The sequence below is a fragment of the Mesorhizobium sp. M5C.F.Ca.ET.164.01.1.1 genome, from assembly GCF_004792125.1.
GTDB classification, from domain to species: Bacteria; Pseudomonadota; Alphaproteobacteria; order Rhizobiales; family Rhizobiaceae; genus Mesorhizobium; species Mesorhizobium wenxiniae.
On record NZ_SRTG01000007.1, the window covers coordinates 1 to 20,613 of the forward strand.

General features: G+C 61.7%; 18 protein-coding genes, 1 tRNA gene and 1 pseudogene. 11 read left to right on the top strand and 9 right to left on the bottom strand.

What is annotated here, in order from left to right; genetic code table 11:
* Window positions 1-261 precede the first annotated feature (261 nt).
* Genes EN807_RS27035 through EN807_RS27045 form a run of 3 tightly spaced genes read right to left on the bottom strand, consistent with a single transcriptional unit; the run spans window position 262 to window position 2,344 of the window.
* The gene (locus EN807_RS27035; protein WP_246684383.1) at window positions 262-615 is read right to left on the bottom strand and encodes a TadE/TadG family type IV pilus assembly protein; all 354 of its coding nucleotides are present in this window, start codon (window positions 613-615) and stop codon (window positions 262-264) included.
* A gap of 40 nt (window positions 616-655) precedes the next feature.
* Window positions 656-1,096 carry a TadE/TadG family type IV pilus assembly protein gene (locus tag EN807_RS27040; protein ID WP_135937396.1) on the bottom strand — a complete coding sequence of 147 codons (441 nt, stop codon included), beginning with the start codon at window positions 1,094-1,096 and terminating at the stop codon, window positions 656-658.
* Between the two features lie 6 nt (window positions 1,097-1,102).
* A complete protein-coding gene (locus EN807_RS27045; RefSeq protein ID WP_135937397.1) occupies window positions 1,103-2,344 on the bottom strand; it encodes a pilus assembly protein TadG-related protein in 1,242 nt (413 codons plus the stop codon).
* Between the two features lie 158 nt (window positions 2,345-2,502).
* Here EN807_RS27045 and EN807_RS27050 point away from each other — a divergent pair, with 158 nt between their 5' ends.
* Window positions 2,503-3,342: a hypothetical protein gene (locus EN807_RS27050; RefSeq protein WP_135937398.1), complete on the top strand. Its 840-nt coding sequence runs from the start codon at window positions 2,503-2,505 to the stop codon at window positions 3,340-3,342.
* Between the two features lie 114 nt (window positions 3,343-3,456).
* Here EN807_RS27050 and EN807_RS27055 read toward each other — a convergent pair.
* The 3 genes from EN807_RS27055 to phaC all read right to left on the bottom strand — a co-directional run bounded on the left by EN807_RS27055 (window position 3,457) and on the right by phaC (window position 7,012).
* A tRNA-Glu gene (locus tag EN807_RS27055) sits at window positions 3,457-3,531 on the bottom strand.
* Between the two features lie 188 nt (window positions 3,532-3,719).
* Window positions 3,720-4,838, bottom strand: coding sequence for a YcbK family protein (locus tag EN807_RS27060; protein ID WP_246684387.1), 1,119 nt, complete (start codon window positions 4,836-4,838; stop codon window positions 3,720-3,722).
* Between the two features lie 338 nt (window positions 4,839-5,176).
* Window positions 5,177-7,012 carry a class I poly(R)-hydroxyalkanoic acid synthase gene (gene phaC, locus EN807_RS27065; RefSeq protein WP_135937400.1) on the bottom strand — a complete coding sequence of 612 codons (1,836 nt, stop codon included), beginning with the start codon at window positions 7,010-7,012 and terminating at the stop codon, window positions 5,177-5,179.
* Window positions 7,013-7,109: 97 nt separating this feature from the next.
* Here phaC and EN807_RS27070 point away from each other — a divergent pair, with 97 nt between their 5' ends.
* From EN807_RS27070 to recJ, 5 genes and pseudogenes are all read left to right on the top strand, one after another.
* Window positions 7,110-7,505, top strand: a complete 396-nt coding sequence (locus EN807_RS27070) for a hypothetical protein (RefSeq protein ID WP_135937401.1) — start codon at window positions 7,110-7,112, stop codon at window positions 7,503-7,505.
* 60 nt (window positions 7,506-7,565) lie between these two features.
* A complete protein-coding gene (locus tag EN807_RS27075) occupies window positions 7,566-8,783 on the top strand; it encodes an LL-diaminopimelate aminotransferase (protein ID WP_135937402.1) in 1,218 nt (405 codons plus the stop codon).
* A gap of 46 nt (window positions 8,784-8,829) precedes the next feature.
* Window positions 8,830-10,143, top strand: a complete 1,314-nt coding sequence (locus EN807_RS27080; protein ID WP_135937403.1) for a homoserine dehydrogenase — start codon at window positions 8,830-8,832, stop codon at window positions 10,141-10,143.
* Between the two features lie 243 nt (window positions 10,144-10,386).
* Window positions 10,387-11,369 (top strand): annotated as a pseudogene (gene glpX / locus EN807_RS27085) (class II fructose-bisphosphatase).
* Between the two features lie 61 nt (window positions 11,370-11,430).
* Window positions 11,431-13,215, top strand: coding sequence for a single-stranded-DNA-specific exonuclease RecJ (gene recJ, locus EN807_RS27090; protein WP_135937404.1), 1,785 nt, complete (start codon window positions 11,431-11,433; stop codon window positions 13,213-13,215).
* Between the two features lie 47 nt (window positions 13,216-13,262).
* Here recJ and EN807_RS27095 read toward each other — a convergent pair whose 3' ends face one another.
* The 3 genes from EN807_RS27095 to folE form a co-directional block, all read right to left on the bottom strand.
* Entirely contained in the window at window positions 13,263-14,231 is a 969-nt protein-coding gene (locus EN807_RS27095; RefSeq protein ID WP_135937405.1) for a patatin family protein, read from the bottom strand.
* 84 nt (window positions 14,232-14,315) lie between these two features.
* Complete coding sequence (gene hisI / locus EN807_RS27100) at window positions 14,316-14,786, bottom strand: phosphoribosyl-AMP cyclohydrolase (protein WP_135937406.1); 471 nt, start codon at window positions 14,784-14,786, stop codon at window positions 14,316-14,318.
* A 36-nt stretch (window positions 14,787-14,822) separates the two neighbouring features.
* Complete coding sequence (gene folE, locus EN807_RS27105) at window positions 14,823-15,458, bottom strand: GTP cyclohydrolase I FolE (protein ID WP_023801043.1); 636 nt, start codon at window positions 15,456-15,458, stop codon at window positions 14,823-14,825.
* 240 nt (window positions 15,459-15,698) lie between these two features.
* Here folE and EN807_RS27110 point away from each other — a divergent pair, with 240 nt between their 5' ends.
* The 5 genes from EN807_RS27110 (at window position 15,699) to EN807_RS27130 (ending at window position 20,591) form a co-directional block, all read left to right on the top strand.
* Complete coding sequence (locus EN807_RS27110; RefSeq protein WP_127319048.1) at window positions 15,699-16,145, top strand: iron-sulfur cluster assembly scaffold protein; 447 nt, start codon at window positions 15,699-15,701, stop codon at window positions 16,143-16,145.
* Between the two features lie 7 nt (window positions 16,146-16,152).
* Entirely contained in the window at window positions 16,153-16,521 is a 369-nt protein-coding gene (gene yidD / locus EN807_RS27115) for a membrane protein insertion efficiency factor YidD (protein WP_135937407.1), read from the top strand.
* A gap of 136 nt (window positions 16,522-16,657) precedes the next feature.
* Window positions 16,658-17,476 (top strand): class D beta-lactamase, encoded by an 819-nt coding sequence (gene blaOXA, locus EN807_RS27120; protein ID WP_135937408.1) that lies wholly within the window; start codon window positions 16,658-16,660, stop codon window positions 17,474-17,476.
* 116 nt (window positions 17,477-17,592) lie between these two features.
* On the top strand, window positions 17,593-19,566 hold the full coding sequence (gene thrS, locus EN807_RS27125) for a threonine--tRNA ligase (RefSeq protein WP_135937409.1): 1,974 nt from the start codon (window positions 17,593-17,595) through the stop codon (window positions 19,564-19,566).
* A gap of 86 nt (window positions 19,567-19,652) precedes the next feature.
* Entirely contained in the window at window positions 19,653-20,591 is a 939-nt protein-coding gene (locus EN807_RS27130; protein ID WP_135937410.1) for a GNAT family N-acetyltransferase, read from the top strand.
* The last annotated feature ends 22 nt before the right edge of the window (window positions 20,592-20,613 follow it).

Consider the following 20,613-nt stretch of genomic DNA (forward strand, 5'->3'; position numbering starts at 1 on the left):
GTGATGCCGGTCAGGATCGTCGCGCCCTTGAAGACGCGCTGCCTGCGTTTGTCCCTGTTTTCGTCTTCAGCCATCGCGCGCCAATCCCCGGCGATCGTCGCATTTCATGTGGTGCGATCGGCAAGATGATTAGGCCTGCCTGATAAACATAGCGTTATCGTCAGCGGCTGCGGCGACTTTGCATCTAAGCGGCGAGGAAGAGCTTCGCTGCAGGGTTTTTTAGGATGGAGAACTAGCCGCGGGGCCCGACTCGATCGAGGCTTATGTTCCAATCAACGGAACTGTGACTGTCGTTGCGTAATTTATCGGATACCGATCGAAATATGGGAACTCGATGACGAAAGCATAGGTAGCGGTCAGATGCGCCATGCGGAAACCGCTGCTGGGGGGATCGATCCCAATCGTCACTTCGACGTCTCTCAACCCTAAAGCCAGTAATTTCTCTGTGGCAATGGCTTGTATCTGGGCCTGCGTCAGCGAGTTCTTCATCTGCAGCGCACGCGAGGACGTTTCCAGCGTGTACCGAACACTCGACATGGCGTTCAAAGCCCAGCCGAATGCGAAAATCCCGAACAAAAGCATCATCAGAAAAGGCGCGAGCAGTGCGAATTCCAATGCAGCTCCGCCTGACGCATCACGTGTAAATGCTCTTCCTTTAACGGACACGAATCACCTGTTGATGCCTAATCTCGCGCGAGAAGGAAAACACGTCAAAGCCGAAGGGCGGGGACCAGGTGGCTGTCGCCTGTATTTCAACGAAGACCGAGGGAGCTTTCAAACCGTCGCACAGGACCGATGGATCGGCCACGGTGCTCCCGCACATGTATTTGCGCCCCAATGTAACTTGCGCGTCGTCGGGACGATTTTCCCAGCTCGAAAGGGCGACGGCTTGGGTTGCCGCGTCGTTGGCTTCTCCTTGCATCACAAGATTTGCTGCCGTTTTGACGCCTGCACGCATCGACAACGAGCTTGATACGAAAGACCAGCCGTTAATGACGCCAAGAAGTACCAGGCAAAGGATCGGCAGAACCAGCGCAAACTCCACCGCCGCAACACCCGAATCGCTCCGGAAAATCCGGACTGGTCGCCGTTCCATGGAGGATTACTCGACAAGCCGAACGGACTGCGTCGCCGGAATCTCACGCATCCCGAGGCTGGTGCAATCCTGATTGATGGTTGTGTTGCCGGACCACTGCACGTTGCTGGCGACGACCTGCGTGCAACCATTTATGCCCGAGAAATTGCCGAGGTAATTGACCGCCTGCGTTGGAAAATACAGGGCGCCGGTCAAAAGCGAATCCGCCGTGCCATTGAACGTGTTCGATCCCGCTAAGTTTGCTCTGTCGCCGTAAAACAGCACACCCGAATAGGTGCCTGATGTCGGTGCGCTAAGCTTGACGGTGGCAGTGCCGTTCATGGTGACGCCGGAGCTGCCGGCCAGATAGATGATAACTCCCTCGCCGGAAATGTTTGCATTTGAGTTCGCTTTGAAATCGCCTCCCTGAATGACGTATACCCCCGGCGAGAGCGTTACACTGCCGCTCAAGCTGAGCCCCCTGCAGTATGTTCCAGGTTGCAACGTCGACTGATTGCCGTTTTGACAGGGGTTCGTGGCCGGCGGCGCCGGAAGGTCGGCAAAAGGATCGGCAGCGGGCAGCGCCTGGGTTATCAGGCTGGTGCAGACGGTCGTCACAGGATTGGCCAATGACATCCCACCGGCCGATATCAGGCAGTCGACATCAAGGCTTGCCGATCCCTGAAGCTTGATGGCGTCCGGAGCAATCGAATTCGACATGACGGAGCAGCCCGTCAGTTTTGTGGTCGAACTGCCGGAAAAGAGGGCCGCTCTCGAAGCAGAACGATTGAGCGCCAGAACGCAGGCCTTTGAAGCATCCGTGATAAGAGCCACCGCTCTTGCCCGCGCGCCAACCTCGTTCTGCGTGAATATCGACGTGAAAAATCGATCGAGGTTCTGATGAACGATGACCTCGACAGCCTTTTTCGCCACGTTTGGGCCGGATGACGGGGGTGTGAAAACTTCAATCGTGCCTGTCGACGCTGCAAAACCGTTCGAGGCTGCTGAAAGCGTCGCGGCCGAGACTATCGCGGGTTTGTCGGATCCCGAAACCTTTTCCAAAGCGCCAGCATAAGCTGCCGCGTCGGCCACCGCCTGTAATTTCAAGCTACTATAATACCAATACGAGGTTTCCACCCCGAGACCCGCACCACCAACAACGATCGGCAAAGACAGGGCAAAAATGATGGCAACGTTGCCGCTCGTGCCGATGCATCGTCGTCGCAGACAGCGGACAAACCGCCTCGAGATAGGAGCGCCCAATTCCATGCCGGTATTTAAGGAAAGATGAATGAAGGAATGGCTAACGATTTCACTCCATTTGACAGGTGCGCTCCTTGGCCCGGCCGCAAAAGCTCCAGCAGCCGCAAAATGGCGTAGTTGGTGACAACTGAGACAGGCCCAGTTGGAGCCTGAGGAGATCCTGGATGACGATACTTTCTGTCGAACTGAACAAGCTGGTCATCCTTTCGACGTCGTCTATAGTCTATATATGTGCCGGTTCGCGCGTCACGAGGGGCCAAACTGTAACCACCGAACTGGCACCAAAAATTCTTCCCGTCCATATGGCAGTTGGCAATAAGCACGCCGAGAGGCACTACTTCCCACCCTATGGGTTTGGCTTTGCCGGATCGGTATTGTCCGCCTCTCTCACCCACGGTGTCGCCGAGCACTGCTTGATGGCCCTTTTTGGCGACCGCGGCTCAGTACAACCAACTGTCGAAGAAGTTGCGAGAATCTATGCTTTTGTGGCCGAGTCGCAGATTCGAGAGATCGGCGCTCGGCTGCCGATGGAAGATGCGCAGGCCGTACTTTTTGAGGCCGTAGTCTGCGGATTTTCACCCGACACGGGAACTACACGAACCTTTTACATTGCACCTACCCTTTCTCCTGATCTGCAGATGAGATGTCACGAGGTTGATCTGTCAGGCGGCGTTTTTCGCATCGGACTTGGCGCAAATGAGTTTGACAAAGCGCGAGCAGAGATGTCAGCAAACGGCGAAAATCCGACGTGTGTCAACGTAATCGAGAAACTGCTTGAGCAGCAGTTTCATCAGAGCGTCGGCGGCTATCTCCAGGCAGCGACGGTCGATCCTTCGGGCTTCTACCAGGTCGAACTGATTCACTACACCGATGGAAGAGCCATTCCTGATGCGAAATATCTAGGCATAGACCTCGCGGGAATTCCGAGACCGAAAAACTTCAAGTTCGGCCAGCGGGCTATCGGGGACGGCCGCGGCCAGACGCAAATCGTCACTACACACTAGCCCTCAGTCGATCCGGCAACGGCGTTCCTCAAGCTCGAATCGATCAAGCCCAGGAGGAAATTGGCCAAATATTGGACAGGGGAGCGGAGTTTTCCGCTATGTGCTTGAAACGTCTGGTACGCCCAAGGGGAATCGAACCCCTGTTACCGCCGTGAAAGGGCGGTGTCCTGACCGCTAGACGATGGGCGCGCTCAGATGTGAGCGCTTATAGTTGCGTTGCACCAAACCGGCAACCCGTCTGCCGCCGCCTGCGACAACTTTTTTCATTGGCCGCAAAACCGCGCATTTTCGGCGATTTAGCCCGGTTCGACGCGGCAGCGCATGCCGTCCTCAGATGGCGCACTGCGAACGCCGATAACGAGAGGGAGAGCCAGCCGTTACCGCCGCCGGCGGCAGCGCCAGTTCCAGTCGCGCTCGGGGCCGACGTCGATGTGAACAGATTCGGTATGGCAGTAGGTGCCGACGCCGCCACGCCCGGGCATGCTGCGGATGTAGCTTGCCAGTTGCGCTTTCGCGACGCCTGGAACCTGGATGTCGGCAGCAGCGCAATACATGTGCAGCGAATTCTTGGCGCCGTTGGCGCGGCGGTTGCGGGCCGGGTCACGATAGCCGGAGGTGACGATCATCTTCTTGCCGTAGTGGCCCTCGATCGTCTTCAGCACGCGGACCAGGGAAGGTTTCAGGCAGGCAACGTCGACATTCTCGGTCTGCTTCAAAAGACCGTTGGGCGCCAGCCGGGCAAGCCCGGCAGCGGATGCCACCTGATAGGCGCCGCCTTCATCCTCGTTCAGATCGACGTCGCTGTCGTCGTCGAGGCCGGATTTGCGCTTGATCTCGAAGAGTGCGGTCTTGCGTACGCCAGGCAGCGCGTCATCGGTGAAATGGCTGGTATCGCCGATCGAAGCCAGTTGCACCGGCTTTTCAGCCGATTTGGCCGAGGCCAAGGTGATGGTCGGCTTTGCCGCCGCCTTGGGCTGCGCCGCCGTCGATTGCTCGCCCGACCTGTTGCTGGTCTGCGGGGCAGGCGCCGCCGAGGCCGGCGTGGCGCTGAACAGAGAGGCGAGGAACCCCTTCTTCTTCGGCGCATAAGCCTGCGGCTGCGGCTCTCCGGCGGTCACATAAACCGAGTTGTTCATCGCCGGCGCGGCCGCCTCGATCTTGGACTTCGGCGCGGCCGTGCCTGCATCGGCGGTTTCAGTCTCCTGCGTAGCAGAGCCGGCCTGTTCAACCGTCTGCGCGGAGCCCGCAGCAGCGTCTGCGCGCGCAGGAGCCGTGACGGGGAAGCCGGCATCGGACTTGGCGCCTCCCTGAGGGGCTCCCCCCTGGGTTCCCGGCTTGGCCATAGGCACATAGCCGACCTGCTCGGGAAGGCTTGCGTCGCCCCTGGCGGTCATCGTCATCTGTGAAGTCGTGATCTGCGACGACGAATCAACGGCGACCTGTTGGGTACCAGAGGCCGTGCTGACATCCATAGCAGAGGCGTTATAACCGGGCATGCCGACTGACAGGGATGGGTCGCCGGCCGAGGTGCAGGACGCCAGGAGCACGGAGAAAAGCGCGGCTGCAATGGCGCGGCTTTCTCCCTTCGCGAGGCGCGATCCTGCTGATTTCAAAACAAAATTCCCCCTCGATGTCCGGCCGGTAAATCATTGGCGCGGCGTCGGAACGTCTCGCCGAAATAAATCCTTGTCCCCGAACGAAAACGAGACCTGTGTCAAATCCGCAAGCCCCAGAGTAATTCGACGGCTAAAGAGGAATCGAGACTGCTTGAGGGTTGACGACACCATTTCGTCCTCTTTTGGCGGCGCGTCAACTCACCACACATTACAGAAGGTTACACACGCACCTTGACATAGGTGCCTGGCGCGTCGCCCAGGGTTTTCATGTGCTTGCCGGGTTTGCGGGCCGGCACGCGGGTGTTGTCCTTCGCCTCGACCCAGCGTTGCCAGTGCGGCCACCAGGAGCCGGGATGGTTTGTGGCCTCGGCGATCCACTGGTCGAAGTCGCCCGCCGGCTTGCCGCCGGTCCAGTAGTGATATTTCTGCGCTGCCGGCGGATTGACGACACCGGCGATGTGGCCGGAGCCGGCCATGACGTAGTCGACGTCGCCGCCGAAATACTTCGAACCGAGGAACACCGAAAGCGCCGGCGCGATGTGATCTTCCTTCGAGGCGAGGTTGTAGACCGGGATGGTGACGTCCTTCAGCGAAACGACGCGGCCCGCCAGCTCCATCATGCCTTGCGAAAGTCTGTTCTCGAGATAGCAGTTGCGCAGGTAGAAGGAATGGTTGGCCGCGCCCATGCGGGTCGAATCGGCGTTCCAGTAGAGCAGATCGAAGGGCAGGGGATCCTTGCCGCGCATGTAGTTGTTGACGACATAGGGCCAGATCAGGTCGCCCGAGCGCAGCATGTTGAAGGCGGTCGCCATCTTGGTGCCGTCGAGATAGCCTTTCTCGTTCATCGCCTTTTCGACGGCCGCAACCTGCTCTTCGTCGACGAACACTTTCAGGTCGCCGGCATAGGTGAAATCGACCTGCGTGGTGAAGAAGGTGGCCGATTTGATGCGGTGGTCGCCTTCCTGCGCCATCAGCGCCAGGGCCGCCGCCAGAAGCGTGCCGCCGACGCAATAGCCGACGGCGTTGACATCCTTTTCGCCGGTGGCCCTTTCGATCGTATCCAGGCCGTATTGCAGGCCCTCTCGGATATAGGCCTCCCAGCTCTTGGTGCCGTGCCGCTCGTCCGGGTTGATCCAGGAGATGACGAAGACGGTGTGCCCCTGCTCGACCGCCCAGCGGATGAAGGATTTTTGCGGGTTGAGATCGAGAATGTAGAATTTGTTGATCCACGGCGGGCAGATCAGCAGCGGCCGCTTGAGCACGGTCTCGGTCGCCGGATCGTATTGCAGGATCTCGGCGACATCGCTGCGGCCCACCACCTTGCCAGGTGTCGTGGCCAGGTTCTTGCCGATCTCGAAGGACGAGTAATCTGCCTGCCTCAGTTTCAGGTCACCCTTGCCGGCGACGATGTCCTCGGCCAGCATCTTCATGCCGCGCACCAGGTTTTCACCATTCGAGGCGATGGTCTCGCGAAACAGTTCCGGGTTGGTCAGGATGAAATTCGATGGCGAGATGGCGTTGGATACCTGCTTGACGTAGAAGCTGGCCTTGTGGCGGGTGTGCTCGTCCAGGCCATCGGCGTGCTCGACCAGCTCGGCCGCCCAGCGCGAGGTGACGAGATAGGCCTGCTTGAGGAAATCGAAGAAAGCGTTGCGGCCCCATTCCGGGTCCTGGAAACGCTTGTCGCCGAGCTCGGGCTTGACCGCGTCTTCGGCGTCTTCGCCGCCGGCGCTGAGGCGCTGGATGGAGTTGGCCCAGACGGTCATGTAGCCGGAGAACAGCCGCGTCTGCGCCTCCAGCGCACGCTGCGGGTCGGAAAGCCAGTATTCGCTGAGCTTGGAGAAGGTTTTCACCATGTCGACGACCGGCTCGGCGACATGATCGCGCACATCGCCTTTTTCGCGCGGCTCGGCCCATGCGGAAGCCGCCTTGCCGGCCTGCTCGATCATGCGCGCCATGTTCAAGGCGAAGCGCTCCGGGTCCTTCACCAGATATTGCTCGACGGTCGAAGCCTGGTCATCTTCCGCTTTGCCCGAATCGGGTGTTTTGGACATGGTTCGCGGGGTTCCTCCCGAAGCGTTTTCTTGACATATTATCATGGGACAGCCGACAGGGTCCAACGCGCTCTACCTCGGCTGCCAAGGAAACAATATGACGATTAATATTGGCGAAACTGTTTTTTCTGGCACTGGTCGTTTTTGCCGCATGGGCGCGGCGGTCGTTTTGCTGGCGATCGCCGCAGGCTGTTCGAGCACCAACATCGAGGGCGCCACGCCTGTCGCGGCTACCGACGGGCCGAAGAACACCGGCACCTATCCGAACCTGAATATCCCGCCGCAGGTGGCGGCGGAGCAATTCACCGAGGCGGAAAAGAACGCCAAGCTCGCCCAGTTGAAGGCCGACGAGCAGGCGCAGGCCTCAAAGGGCGGAGCGGTCAAGGCCGCGAACCCGGCGGCGCTGAACACACTGGCAAGGAAGCACGGCGCCGATGCGCTGAAGCAGATCGAAGCCAAATGCGATCCTGCCCTCGACCCTACCTGCAAATAGGGTTATATCGCGCGACCGAACCACCTTCGCCAAAAACCACTTTGACCGTCTGGAATTGACATGGAAGAATTTCACAAGGTCCGCCGGCTTCCGCCCTATGTCTTCGAGCAGGTCAACCGGCTGAAGGCCAGTGCCCGCTCGCGCGGCGCCGACATCATCGACCTTGGCATGGGCAATCCGGATCTGCCGACGCCCAAGGCCATCGTCGACAAATTGTGCGAGGTCGTGCGCGATCCGCGCACGCATCGCTATTCGTCGTCGCGCGGCATTCCGGGCCTGCGCCGCGCCCAGGCCAATTACTATGCCCGCCGTTTCGGCGTGAAACTCGACCCGGACACGCAAGTGGTGGCGACGCTGGGCTCGAAGGAAGGTTTTGCCAATATGGCACAGGCGATCACCGCCCCCGGCGACGTGATCCTGTGCCCCAACCCGACCTATCCGATCCACGCTTTCGGCTTCATCATGTCGGGCGGCGTCATCCGCTCGTTGCAGGTGGAACCGGACGACGGCTTCATCCCCGCGCTGGAGCGCGGCATCCGCCATTCGATCCCGAAGCCGCTGGCGTTGATCCTCAATTACCCGTCGAACCCGACGGCGCAGGTCGCCTCGCTCGATTTCTACAAGGAGGTGGTGGCCTTCGCCAAGAAGAACGACATCATCATCCTGTCGGACCTTGCCTATTCGGAAATCTATTTCGACGGCAATCCGCCGCCCTCGGTGCTGCAGGTGCCGGGCGCGATCGACGTGGCGGTCGAGTTCACCTCGATGTCGAAGACCTTTTCCATGCCCGGCTGGCGCATGGGTTTTGCCGTCGGCAACGAGCGGCTGATCTCGGCGCTGACCAGGGTCAAGTCCTATCTCGACTATGGTGCCTTCACGCCGATCCAGGTGGCGGCTGCGCACGCGCTCAACGGCGACGGCGCCGATATCGCCGAAGTGCGCGACATCTATCATAAGCGCCGCGACGTCATGGTCGACGCCTTCAGCCGCGCCGGCTGGATCGTCCCGGCGCCGGCGGCGTCGATGTTCGCCTGGGCGCCGATCCCGGAGCCGTTCAAGCATCTCGGTTCGCTCGAATTCTCCAAGCTTCTGATCGAGCACGCTGACGTGGCGGTGGCGCCGGGTGTCGGCTTCGGCGAGCATGGCGACGACCATGTGCGCATCGCGCTGGTCGAGAACGAGCATCGGATCCGGCAGGCGGCTCGCAACATCAAGCGCTTCCTGGCCTCCAGTGCCAAACAGCCCAACAATGTGGTGCCGCTCGCCGCGCATCGTTGAGCGCCTGACACTACATCGACCGAATTCTTGGGGGGCGTCGCCGGACATGGCTGAAGCGTTGCGTGTTGGAATTGCCGGTCTCGGCACCGTCGGCGCGTCGGTGGCGCGCGTGCTGCACGACAAGGCGGCGGAACTGACGCGGCAATGCGGCCGCGAGGTCGTCGTGTCAGCCGTCTCGGCCCGTGATCGCAAACGCGACCGCGGCGTCGATCTCGGCGCGGCCAAGTGGTTCGACGATCCGGTAGGAATGGCGCAGACCGCCGAGATCGACGTGTTCGTCGAGCTGATCGGCGGCGACGAAGGACCGTCGCGATCATCCGTGAAAGCAGCGCTTGAAACCGGCCGCCACGTCGTCACCGCCAACAAGGCGCTGCTCGCCAAGCATGGCGTGGCGCTGGCCGAGATCGCCGAGAAGAAGGGCGTGCTGCTCAATTACGAGGCGGCGGTGGCGGGCGGCATTCCGGTCATCAAGACGATGCGCGAGGCGATGGCCGGCAATTCGGTGACCCGTGTCTTCGGCATCCTCAACGGCACCTGCAACTATATCCTGACCCGTATGGAGGCCGAGGGCCTGTCGTTCGACGCCTGTCTGAAGGATGCGCAGCGGCTGGGCTATGCCGAGGCCGACCCGACCTTCGACATCGAGGGCCACGACACCGCGCATAAGCTGTCGATCCTGACCAGCCTTGCCTTCGGCACGCGGATTGCCGCCAACGACATCTACATGGAAGGGATTTCCAACATCAGCCAGGCAGATATCCGCGCGGCCGGCGATCTCGGCTACCGGATAAAGCTGCTCGGCGTCGCCCAACGCACGGAAAGCGGGATCGAACAGCGCGTGCACCCGACCATGGTGCCGACGGCCTCGGTCATTGCGCAGGTGCATGGCGTTACCAATGCGGTGGCCATCGAAACCGATATTCTTGGCGAGCTTTTGCTCTCCGGTCCCGGTGCCGGCGGCAACGCCACCGCATCGGCAGTGGTAGGCGACATTGCCGACATCGCCAAGAGCCGGCCCGGTTTCCAGCACGGTCCGGTCTTCGGCCTGCCGGCGAAGGAATTGCGACCCTATAAGAAGGCGCAGATGCGCAGCCATGCCGGCGGCTATTTCATCCGGCTGACCGTGCATGACCGCATCGGCGTCTTTGCCGCCATCGCCAAGCGCATGGCCGACAACGACATTTCTCTGGAATCGATCGTGCAGCACGCCGCCGGGCCGGACACCGCCCTGCAGAAGACGGTGATCCTCGTCACCCACGAGACGACAGAAGCGGCGGTCCGCAAGGCCGTCGACGGCATCACCAAGGACGACCATCTGACCGACAAGCCGCAGGTCATCCGCATCGAGCGGGCGGAATAGGAATTTCTCTTTCTCCTTCAATCGATTGATATCGTTGCGTTTTCAAAAAAGACCCGCCCAGGTCTTGCTGTTGTCATGGAGCTTTGACACAACCGGCGCGCCTCTAACGCATCGGCCCGAAAATCGGAATCGATTTTCGGAAAGCACGATGCGTAGATTCAAAGACTTAGAGCGTCCTTTGCGCGTCCAATGGACGCGCGGCGCTCTAAAGAGAGGCAATGTGCCAACGAGGATTGTCCATCGATGAACGTTGCCCAGAACATCGTAGCCGGCCTTGACCGGATACTCACCATGGAGCTGGTGCGCGTCACCGAACGCGCCGCGGTTGCGGCGGCCAGGTTGCGCGGACGCGGCGACGAAAAGGCCGCCGACCAGGTCGCGGTCGACGCCATGCGCGAAGAGCTCAACCGCCTCGCCATCAACGGCACGGTGGTGATCGGCGAAGGCGAGCGCGACGAGGCGCCGATGCTCTATATCGGCGAAGAAGTCGGTTCCGGCAAAGGCCCGGCGGTCGATATCGCGCTCGACCCGCTCGAAGGCACGACGATCTGCGCCAAGAACCTGCCCAATGCGCTGGCCGTCATCGCCATTGCGGAAAAGGGCAGCCTGCGTTCGCGCCCGACGTCTATATGGACAAGATCGCCGTCGGCCCGGGCTATGCGGACGGCGTCATCGACATCGATGCCTCCCCGGCCGAAAACATCGCCAGCCTGGCCAGGGCCAAAGGCGTGCCGGTGCCGGAGATCACCGCCTGCATCCTCGACCGGCCGCGCCATGGCGGCCTGATTGAGGCCGTGCGCGCCACGGGCGCTGCGATCCGGCTGATCGGCGATGGTGACGTCGCCGGCGTCATCCACACCACCGATCCGGATGAAACCGGCATCGACATCTATCTCGGCACCGGCGGCGCCCCGGAGGGCGTGCTGGCGGCGGCAGCGTTGCGCTGCACCGGCGGCCAGATGCAGGGAAGGCTGATCCTCGACACGCCGCAAAAGGTGGCGCGCGCGGCGAGGATGGGCATCTTGGACCCGAAGCGGGTTTACCGCACGCAAGACATGGCGCGCGGTGACGTGCTGTTTGCGGCAACCGGCGTGACCGACGGCAACATGCTGGCCGGCGTCAAGTTCGGCCGCAATTCCATCACCACGCATACGATCGTGCTGCGCTCGTCGTCGCGCACCGTTCGCGAGATCAAGGCAAGGCACCAGGATCTGGAAAAGTTTTGATTCCCGACTCGGCTAGCCGTCGCATATTGTGAGAAATGACAATCCGCAGACGGCGCGTCGCATGACGGGCGAAAACCGTATCTTCCTCGATGTCAGACAGTCGGCATCAGGTGTTTCCTGGGAACACCGGCTGACCGAGCGGCAGGACATGACTGCGCTTGCGATAGCGCAAGGCTTTGGCGTGCCGGACATCGTCGCGCGCGTCCTTGCCGGGCGCGGCGTGACCGCCGAGCAGACCGAGCGGTTCCTTGATCCGACCATCCGCGATCTTTTGCCGGACCCGGCTTCGCTGACCGACATGGGCAAGGCCGCCGCCCGCATCGCTGAAGCGATCGTGACCAGGGAAAGAGTGGGGATCTTCGGCGACTACGACGTCGACGGCGCGGCCTCATCGGCGCTGCTCAAGCGGTTTCTCACGCATTTCTCCGTGCCAGCGGAGATCTACATACCGGACCGCATCTTCGAGGGGTACGGACCCAATCCGGAAGCCATGCGCGATCTTGTCTCGCGTGGCGCGACGCTGATCGTCACCGTCGACTGCGGCACCAACAGCGCTGTCTCGATCGACGCGGCGAAGGCTGCCGGCGCCGATGTCGTGGTGCTCGATCATCATCAGCTCGGCGGTCCGTTGCCGGCGGCGGAGGCGGTCGTCAATCCCAATCGCGAGGACGACCTTTCGGGGCAGGGCCATCTTTGTGCCGCCGGCGTCGTCTTCCTGGCTCTGGTGCAGACGGCGAGGATCCTGCGCGGCCGGTTGCCGGATGCCGCACCGCCGGACCTGCTTGGTCTGCTAGACCTCGTGGCCCTGGCGACCGTTTGCGACGTGGTGCCGCTGACCGGCGTCAACCGCGCCTTCGTGGTCAAGGGGTTGCAGATGGCGCGCCAGCAGAGGAACGAGGGGTTGGCGGCGTTGGCGCGGGTCTCGCGCATCGGCGAGCCGGTCAACACCTTCCATCTGGCCTATCTGATCGGCCCGCGCATCAATGCCGGCGGGCGCATCGGCGACGCAGCACTCGGCAGCCGCCTGCTCGCCACCGACGATCCCGTCGAGGCCCGCACCATCGCCGAGACGCTGGACCGGCTCAATCAGGAGCGGCAGCAGATGGAATTGGAAATGCTGGCCGTGGCACGAGTCGAGGCCGATGCCGAGCTTGCCGGCGGCAATGGGCCGGCCATCGTCGTCACCGCCAGCTCCAATTGGCATCCGGGCATCGTCGGCCTGCTGGCCTCGCGGCTCAAGGACCATGCGCGCCGGCCCGCCTTTGCCATCGCCTTCAACGCCAATGGCGTCGGAACGGGTTCAGGCCGTTCGGTGTCGGGCTTCGATCTCGGCCGGCTGGTGCGCGAGGCCGCCATTGCCGGGCTGATCGTCAAAGGCGGCGGCCATGGCATGGCGGCCGGCATCACGGTGGAGCGGGCGAAACTTGGCGCGCTCAGGGCCTTCTTCGAGGAACGAGCGGCGGCCGACGTGTTCCGGCTGCAGGGCGAGGAAAGCCTGGCGATCGACGGTGCGCTGGCCGCCGAGGGTGCGACGCTCGGCCTGCTCGATGCGCTGGAGAAAGCCGGCCCGTTCGGCGCCGGGCATGTCGCGCCGGTCTTCGCGCTGCCGCGCCATCGCCTTGCCGATGCAAGGCCGGTCGGCACCAATCACATCCGCGCCGAGTTGCAGTCGGAAAGCGGCAGCCGGATCCAGGCGATCGCCTTTCGCGCCGTCGATACGGCGCTCGGCGAGTTCCTGTTCACGAACAGGGGCAAACCGGTGCACGTCGCCGGTTCGCTTTCGGGCAATCACTGGAACGGCAACCGCACGGTGCAGTTCCGCATCGTCGATGCCGCACGTGCCTGAGAGCGGTTTTCGCTTTTGCTGCGCAGACCTTCAGTAAAGATCGCGGTTTAGGCCAGAACCGTCTGCAGCCGGGCCAGTTCGCCGATCTGGGCCACCGTAACCTGATAGCCGATGCGGATCGCCTCGTCGGCGCGGTGGAATTCGGTCAGGCCGATATGGCTGAGCTTAGGCTGCAGCGACATATCCGGCGGGTCGCCGGCAAGCCGCGCACGCGAAATGCGGTCCTGGATGATGTTGAACGCTTCGACCATAACGCCGGTGATGCCGAGCCGTGTTTGGTACTGGTGCCCTGTATCGACCAGGCCGGGCCTTGGCGCATCCTTTTCGACGACCAGTTCGCCGGCGCTGTGCTTGATGACGGCGGCGCGGCCGAACAGATCATAGTGAAGGTTTACCGCGACTACGAGGGGCTGCTCGTAGGCGCGACAAACCGAGACCGGAACCGGATTGACCAGCGCGCCGTCGACCAGCACGCGGCCGTTGCAAGTGACCGGTTCGAACACGCCGGGCAGTGCATAGGAGGCGCGCATAGCGGTGATCAGCGAACCGCCCGACAGCCAGATTTCATGACCGGTGCGGATTTCCGAGGTGACACAAACGAATGGTTTCGACAAATCCTCGAAACGGATGCCGGCCATATGCTCGCGCAGCCGTGCGTCGAGCTTCATGCCGCCGAACAGGCCGCTGCCGCGCAGATTGAGATCGAGAAGACCAAAAATGCGGCGCTTGGTCAGGCTTCTGGCGAATTCTTCCAGCTCATCCAGCTTGCCGGCAAGATAGCAGCCGCCGACCAGCGCGCCGATCGAGGTGCCGGCGATCATCGACACTTCGATGCCGGCTTCGTCGAGCGCGCGCAGCACGCCGATATGGGCCCAGCCGCGCGCGCAGCCGCCGCCCAATGCCAGCGAAATGCCTGTTTTCTTGGCGGGGTTCGTTTCGGATACGCCGGCGGGCGACGACAGGCCATTGGCCTCTCGAACATCCGGTCTGTTGAGCGATGACGCCCATTCGAGCATCACAATCTCCCTTGTCCCACGGCCAACATACAGGCTGGCCGTATCGAAATCATGAATATACGAGGCTGCAGTTCGGCGAATGGTTCATATGGATGGTTCACGGGGCTTTCGATACGTTTCTTTCGCATCGAACAGCGGCTTGCTGCCGTCGCTGGCCAGCGTCCCCTTGCCTTCGATCAGTCCCACCGTCCGATAAAAGCAGGAACGCCGGCCGGTGTGGCAGGTTGCGTGGTGGCCCATCACTTTGACGCGCAACCATATGGCATCCTGGTCACAATCCGTGAGCATCTCGACCACGTTCTGGACATTCCCGGACGTTTCGCCCTTCTTCCACAGAGCGCTGCGCGAGCGCGACCAGTAGTGGGCGATGCCGGTTTCCAGTGTCAGCGCCAGCGCCTCGGCGTTCATATGCGCAACCATCAGCAGCATGCCGTCTTCGGCATCGGTGACGACGACGGTGACGAGACCGCTGGCATCGAAGCGCGGCGAACAGACCGTGCTTTCTTCCAGTGCATTCTTGTCTGATGGAGCTTTCGGGAATTTCAGTGCCGACATCGCCGGTCCTTGTTTTGTGCGACCGGCGAGGCTCGTTCAGCCCCTGCCGCCGCGCACCATGGTGACGAAACGGACCTGTTCCTCGGGGGTGTCCTTGAAGACGCCGGTGAAGGTCGAGGTCAGCGTAGTGGAGCCCTCCTTGCGGATGCCGCGCATGGCCATACACATATGCTCGGCTTCTAGCATGACGGCGACGCCGCGCGGATTGAGCACGTCCTGGATGACGCCGGCGATCTGTGCGGTCATGGCTTCCTGGGTCTGAAGGCGCTGGGCGAAGATATCGACGACGCGCGCGATCTTGGACAGGCCGACAACCTTGCCGTCCGGCAGATAGCCGACATGCGCCTTGCCGATGATCGGCACCATGTGGTGCTCGCAATGCGAATGGAATGTTATATCCTTGACGAGGACAAGGTCGTCATAGCCGGCGACTTCCTCGAAGGTGCGGCCGAGTTCCTCGGCCGGGCACTTGTCGTAGCCGCCGAACATTTCGCGATAGGCCTTCACCACACGCTTTGGCGTATCGACCAGGCCCTCCCGGTCCGGATTGTCGCCGGTCCAGCGCAACAGCGTGCGAACTGCGGCCTCGGCTTCGGCCTCGGTCGGCCGATCGGTGACCGGCTTTTCCATGTAGGCGGACGGGGGCATGAATTTCTTGATGACGGCATCCATAAAGGCGTCTCCCGTAGTTCCCCTCTCAGGAGGAACGAGTTGAACGGACCACGACCTTTCGGGTGTTAGAAACGTGCCCTGTTTCCAGCCCGTAAGCGGCGTGAACTGATTTGAGCACGGACGAGGTTGTTGGTTACCTTGTCCATACCCGACTACCAGCATTATATATGATCGTGCCGAGCGAAAGGAAGACCGTCAGCGGCAATCGCTGTTCGCTTGGCGGCGACGGATTGGAAAAATATGATCGACGACGTCTACAATGCGAAAATTCTGGGATTTGCCGGGAATATCGCGCGGATCGGCCGGCTCGACCGTCCCGATGCAACCGCGCGCGCGCATTCCAAGCTGTGCGGCTCGACCGTGACCGTCGATCTGAAGATGGACGACGGCGTCGTCACCGATTTCGCCCATGACGTGAAGGCCTGCGCGCTTGGCCAGGCGTCGTCCTCGATCATGGCGCAACATGTCGTTGGCGCCAGCGCGAACGAATTGCGCGCGGTGCGCGAGACGATGCTGAAGATGCTGAAGGAAAACGGCGCGCCGCCCGAAGGCCGCTTCGCCGACCTCAGATATCTCGAACCGGTGCGCGACTATAAGGCGCGCCATGCCTCGACCATGCTGACCTTCGATGCGGTGGTCGACGCGATCGGCCAGATCGAGAAGAAGCGCGCCGAACAGGCGGCTTAGCCGTCAAATGGCTACGGATCACACGCACCAGCATCAGAGGCCGCGATACACGCGCAACTGGCCTGGCCCGTGGCGCAAGACGCCCGGCCGAATCCTCGGCACGTCGCTCGTGCGCTTTTATCAACTGACGCTGTCCGGCTTTGTCGGCAATTCCTGCCGGCATCTGCCGACCTGTTCCGAATACGCACATGAGGCAATCGCCCGCCACGGGCTGTGGGCCGGCGGCTGGATGGGGCTTTTCCGGGTGCTGCGCTGCGGGCCGGGCGGAACGCACGGCATTGATCGTGTGCCGGATGTGCTGGCCGATCGCTATGTCTGGTTCGCGCCCTGGCGGTACTGGCGGATCGGAAAAAAACGCAGTGACCCGGAAAGCTGATCGCGGTAGAGGGGCTCGGTAATCGGGCAGATCTTTACGACTTGCTAACCTTAACCCCATGTTGCGCATTTAAGACAAAATCGAGACAAGACGTCTCGCTAAGCCGCTCCTGACCTGCCTCAGGAGAGATTGCCAAATGCGCCAGATAGACCGCCGTCCATTCGTTTTCGCATTGGTTCTCTACCTTCTGGCTTGGCTGTTGGGTTTTCCGATCCGTGCTCAATCCGCGCCGCTGAAGGACGTTGAATGTACGCTGATCCTGGATGCTGCAAGCGGCGAAACGCTGTATCAGCAAGGGGTCTGTGACCAGCGCTTCAGTCCCGCCTCGACGTTCAAGATTCCCTTGTCGCTGATCGGCTATGACGCGGGAATCCTGAGCGACGAGCACACGCCGAGTTGGGAGTACAAGCCGGAGTTCAAGGCGGTGAAGCGGGACCAGAAAACCGTCGACCCGACGATCTGGGAGAAGGATTCGGTCCTCTGGTTCTCACGCGAGATCACACGCCGGCTCGGCGCCGAGCGGTTCGCCGGCTACGTCTCGAAATTCGACTACGGCAACACCGATGTTTCCGGCAACGCCGGCAAGAATGATGGCCTCACCCGGTCGTGGGTGAACTCTTCCCTCAAGATATCGCCGGTCGAGCAGGTGAGTTTCCTCCGCCGCCTGCTTGCCGGCAAACTGCCTGTTTCGGACAAAGCTCACGCGATGACCGAGGCGATCCTGCCGACCTTCCAGGCAGGTGGCTGGACAGTGCAGGGCAAGACCGGGACTACCAGACTCGGTAATGGCGGCAAGGAAAGACGTTCGCTTGGCTGGTTCGTGGGCTGGGGTGAGAAGGATGGTCGTCAGATCGTGTTTGCTCGGCTTGTGGTCGATACGAAGCGGACCGATATGCCGAAGGGCCCCGCGACGCGGGCGACATTCCTGAAGGACCTGCCTGATCTGATCAAATAAACGGGCGACGACGATCCGGCTTTACGGCGCTTGGATCTACCCCTAAAAGGCTGCCGCCGGACGCATCCGGTATTTCACCACCCGCGCTCGTTTGCGGGACTGGATAGGAGAACTCTATGCTGAATTCCGTTTCCCTGACATTTCCCGATGGCTCCGTCCGCGACTATGAGGCGGCGATGACCGGCGCCGGCCTGGCGGAATCGATCTCGAAGTCGCTGGCCAAGAAGGCCGTTGCCTACTCGATCGACGGCGTGGTGCGCGATCTTTCCGATCCGCTCGGCAAGTCCGGTAAGATCGAGATCATCACCCGCGAAGACCCGCGCGCGCTGGAGCTCATCCGCCACGACGCGGCACACGTGCTGGCCGAAGCCGTGCAGGAATTGTGGCCGGGCACGCAGGTGACGATCGGCCCGGTGATCGAGAACGGGTTCTACTATGATTTTGCCCGCAATGAGCCGTTCACGCCCGACGATTTCCCGGTGATCGAGAAGAAGATGCGCGAGATCATCGCGCGCAACAAGCCGTTCACCAAAGAGGTCTGGCCGCGTGAAAAGGCGAAAAAAATCTTTGCCGACAAGGGCGAGCGCTACAAGCTGGAACTGATCGACGCCATTTCCGACGATCAGGAGCTCAAGATCTATGCGCAGGGCGATTGGTTCGACCTCTGCCGCGGCCCGCACATGACTTCGACCGGGCATATCGGCAGCGCCTTCAAGCTGATGAAGGTGGCCGGCGCCTATTGGCGGGGCGACAGCAACAATCCGATGCTGACGCGCATCTACGGCACGGCCTGGGCTGACCAGGCGCAGCTCGACGCCTACCAGACCATGCTGGAGGAAGCCGAAAAGCGCGACCACAGGAAGCTCGGCCGCGAGATGGACCTGTTCCATTTTCAGGAAGAGGGGCCGGGCGTCGTCTTTTGGCATGCCAAGGGCTGGAGGATGTTCCAGAACCTGGTCAACTACATGCGCCGTCGCCTCGACGAGCAGGGCTACCAGGAGGTCAACGCGCCGCAGGTGCTCGACAAGAGCCTGTGGGAGACGTCGGGCCACTGGGGTTGGTATCGCGATGCCATGTTCAAGGTGACGGTCGCCGGCGACGATACCGACGACGACCGGGTCTTTGCGCTGAAGCCGATGAACTGCCCCGGCCACGTCCAGATATTCAAGCACGGGCTGAAGTCCTACCGCGATCTGCCGGTAAAGCTTGCGGAATTCGGCAATGTGCATCGCTACGAACCGTCCGGCGCGCTGCACGGGCTGATGCGGGTGCGCGGCTTCACGCAGGACGATGCGCATATCTTCTGCACAGAAGATCAGCTGGAAGCCGAGATACTGCGGATCAACGACCTTATGATGTCGGTTTACCGGGATTTCGGCTTTGAAGAGGTCGTGGTCAAGCTTGCCACGCGGCCGGAAAAACGGGTCGGCACCGATCAAATGTGGGATCACGCTGAAGAAATTCTTCGGCGGTCATTGGAACGCATGGCGTCGGTATCCGGCGGTCGGATCAAGACCGGCATCAACGAAGGCGAGGGCACGTTCTACGGTCCGAAGTTCGAATATACCCTCAAGGATGCGATCGGCCGCGAATGGCAGTGCGGCACCACGCAGGTCGATTTCAACCTGCCGGAACGTTTCGGCGCCTTCTACATCGGCTCGGATTCGGAAAAGAAGCAGCCGGTGATGGTGCATCGCGCCATCTGCGGCTCGATGGAGCGCTTCCTCGGCATCCTGATCGAGAACTATTCAGGCCATTTTCCGCTGTGGTTCGCACCGCTGCAGGTGGTGGTGGCGACGATCACCTCCGATGCCGACGATTACGCGCAAAAGGTCGTCGCGCGGCTGAAGGCGGCCGGGCTGTTGGCGGAGGCCGACCTGCGCAACGAGAAGATCAACTACAAAGTGCGCGAGCACAGCCTGGGCAAGGTGCCGGTCATCCTCGTTTGCGGCAAGCGCGAGGCGGAGGAAGAGACGGTCAACATCCGCCGGCTCGGCTCCCGCGACCAGGAATCGCTTGGCCTCGCGGAAGCCGTGAAGCTCCTATCGGAAGAAGCGGTGACGCCCGACCGCAGGCGCCGCGCGGCCTGAATGCTCCGAATTTTCAAGGCAATGGCGGTGGAGTGATCCACCGCCATTTTCATATCCCTGTCACGCCGACCTTGTAATGAGCCGTCATGCTCAAACTGAAATTGCGCGAACGGCCCTTTCCCGAGCTTTCCTATGCCAATCCGCGCCAGCCGGCATTGGCGCGCTGGTTCATCCATTCGATCGAAGGCCTTTCCGGTCGCGACCGCTATGCGGCGCTCTATGATTTCTGGCGTCGCCACGTGGTGCCGACCGGCGAGCGTGTGTTCAGCCGCATGCTGGAGTTGATCGATGTCGGGGTGCGGACCACCGGCCAATGGCCGCTGGCAAGATTGCCCGACACGCCGTTGGTGATCGTCGCCAATCATCCGTTCGGTATCGGCGACGGCATCGCCGTACTGTCGCTGGCCGAGCAGCTTCAGCGCCCGTTCCGCGTCATGATCCACAAGGATCTGCTCAAGATCCGCGAGATGGAGCCCTATTCGCTGCCGATAGACTTCTCCGAGACGAAGGATGCGCTCAAGAACAACATGGCGGTGCGCCATGAGGCGGTGCGGTTGCTGAAAGAGGGCGTCATCATCGTCGTCTTTCCCGCGGGCGGCGTTGCCACCGCGCCGAAAGGCTTTGGCCGGGCGCGCGATCTGCCGTGGAAGATGTTTCCGGCCCGTCTGATCCAGGATGCCAAGGCATCGGTTGTCCCAATGCACTTTTCCGGTCAGAACGGCCGGCTGTTCCACCTGGTCAGCGGACCAATGAACATGGCCGAGCGTGACGGACGTGTGGCGAAGTTCGTCGGGAAGGCTTCGTTGACGCTGCGCACTTCCCTGCTCATCCACGAATTCGCGCGGCTGTCCGGCAAATCGATCGACGTGCGCGTCGGCGACGTGCTGGTATGGGACGAACTGGAACCGCTGCGCGACCGCAAGGCTTTGCTCGACCGCCTCCATCGCGGCGTTTTCGATCTGGCACCGGTCGAACCGCGCGGCCGCGGCCAGTTTCTGCCGCGACGCATGCGCAAGGCGGCCTGATCGGCAAACCATACGCTGGACC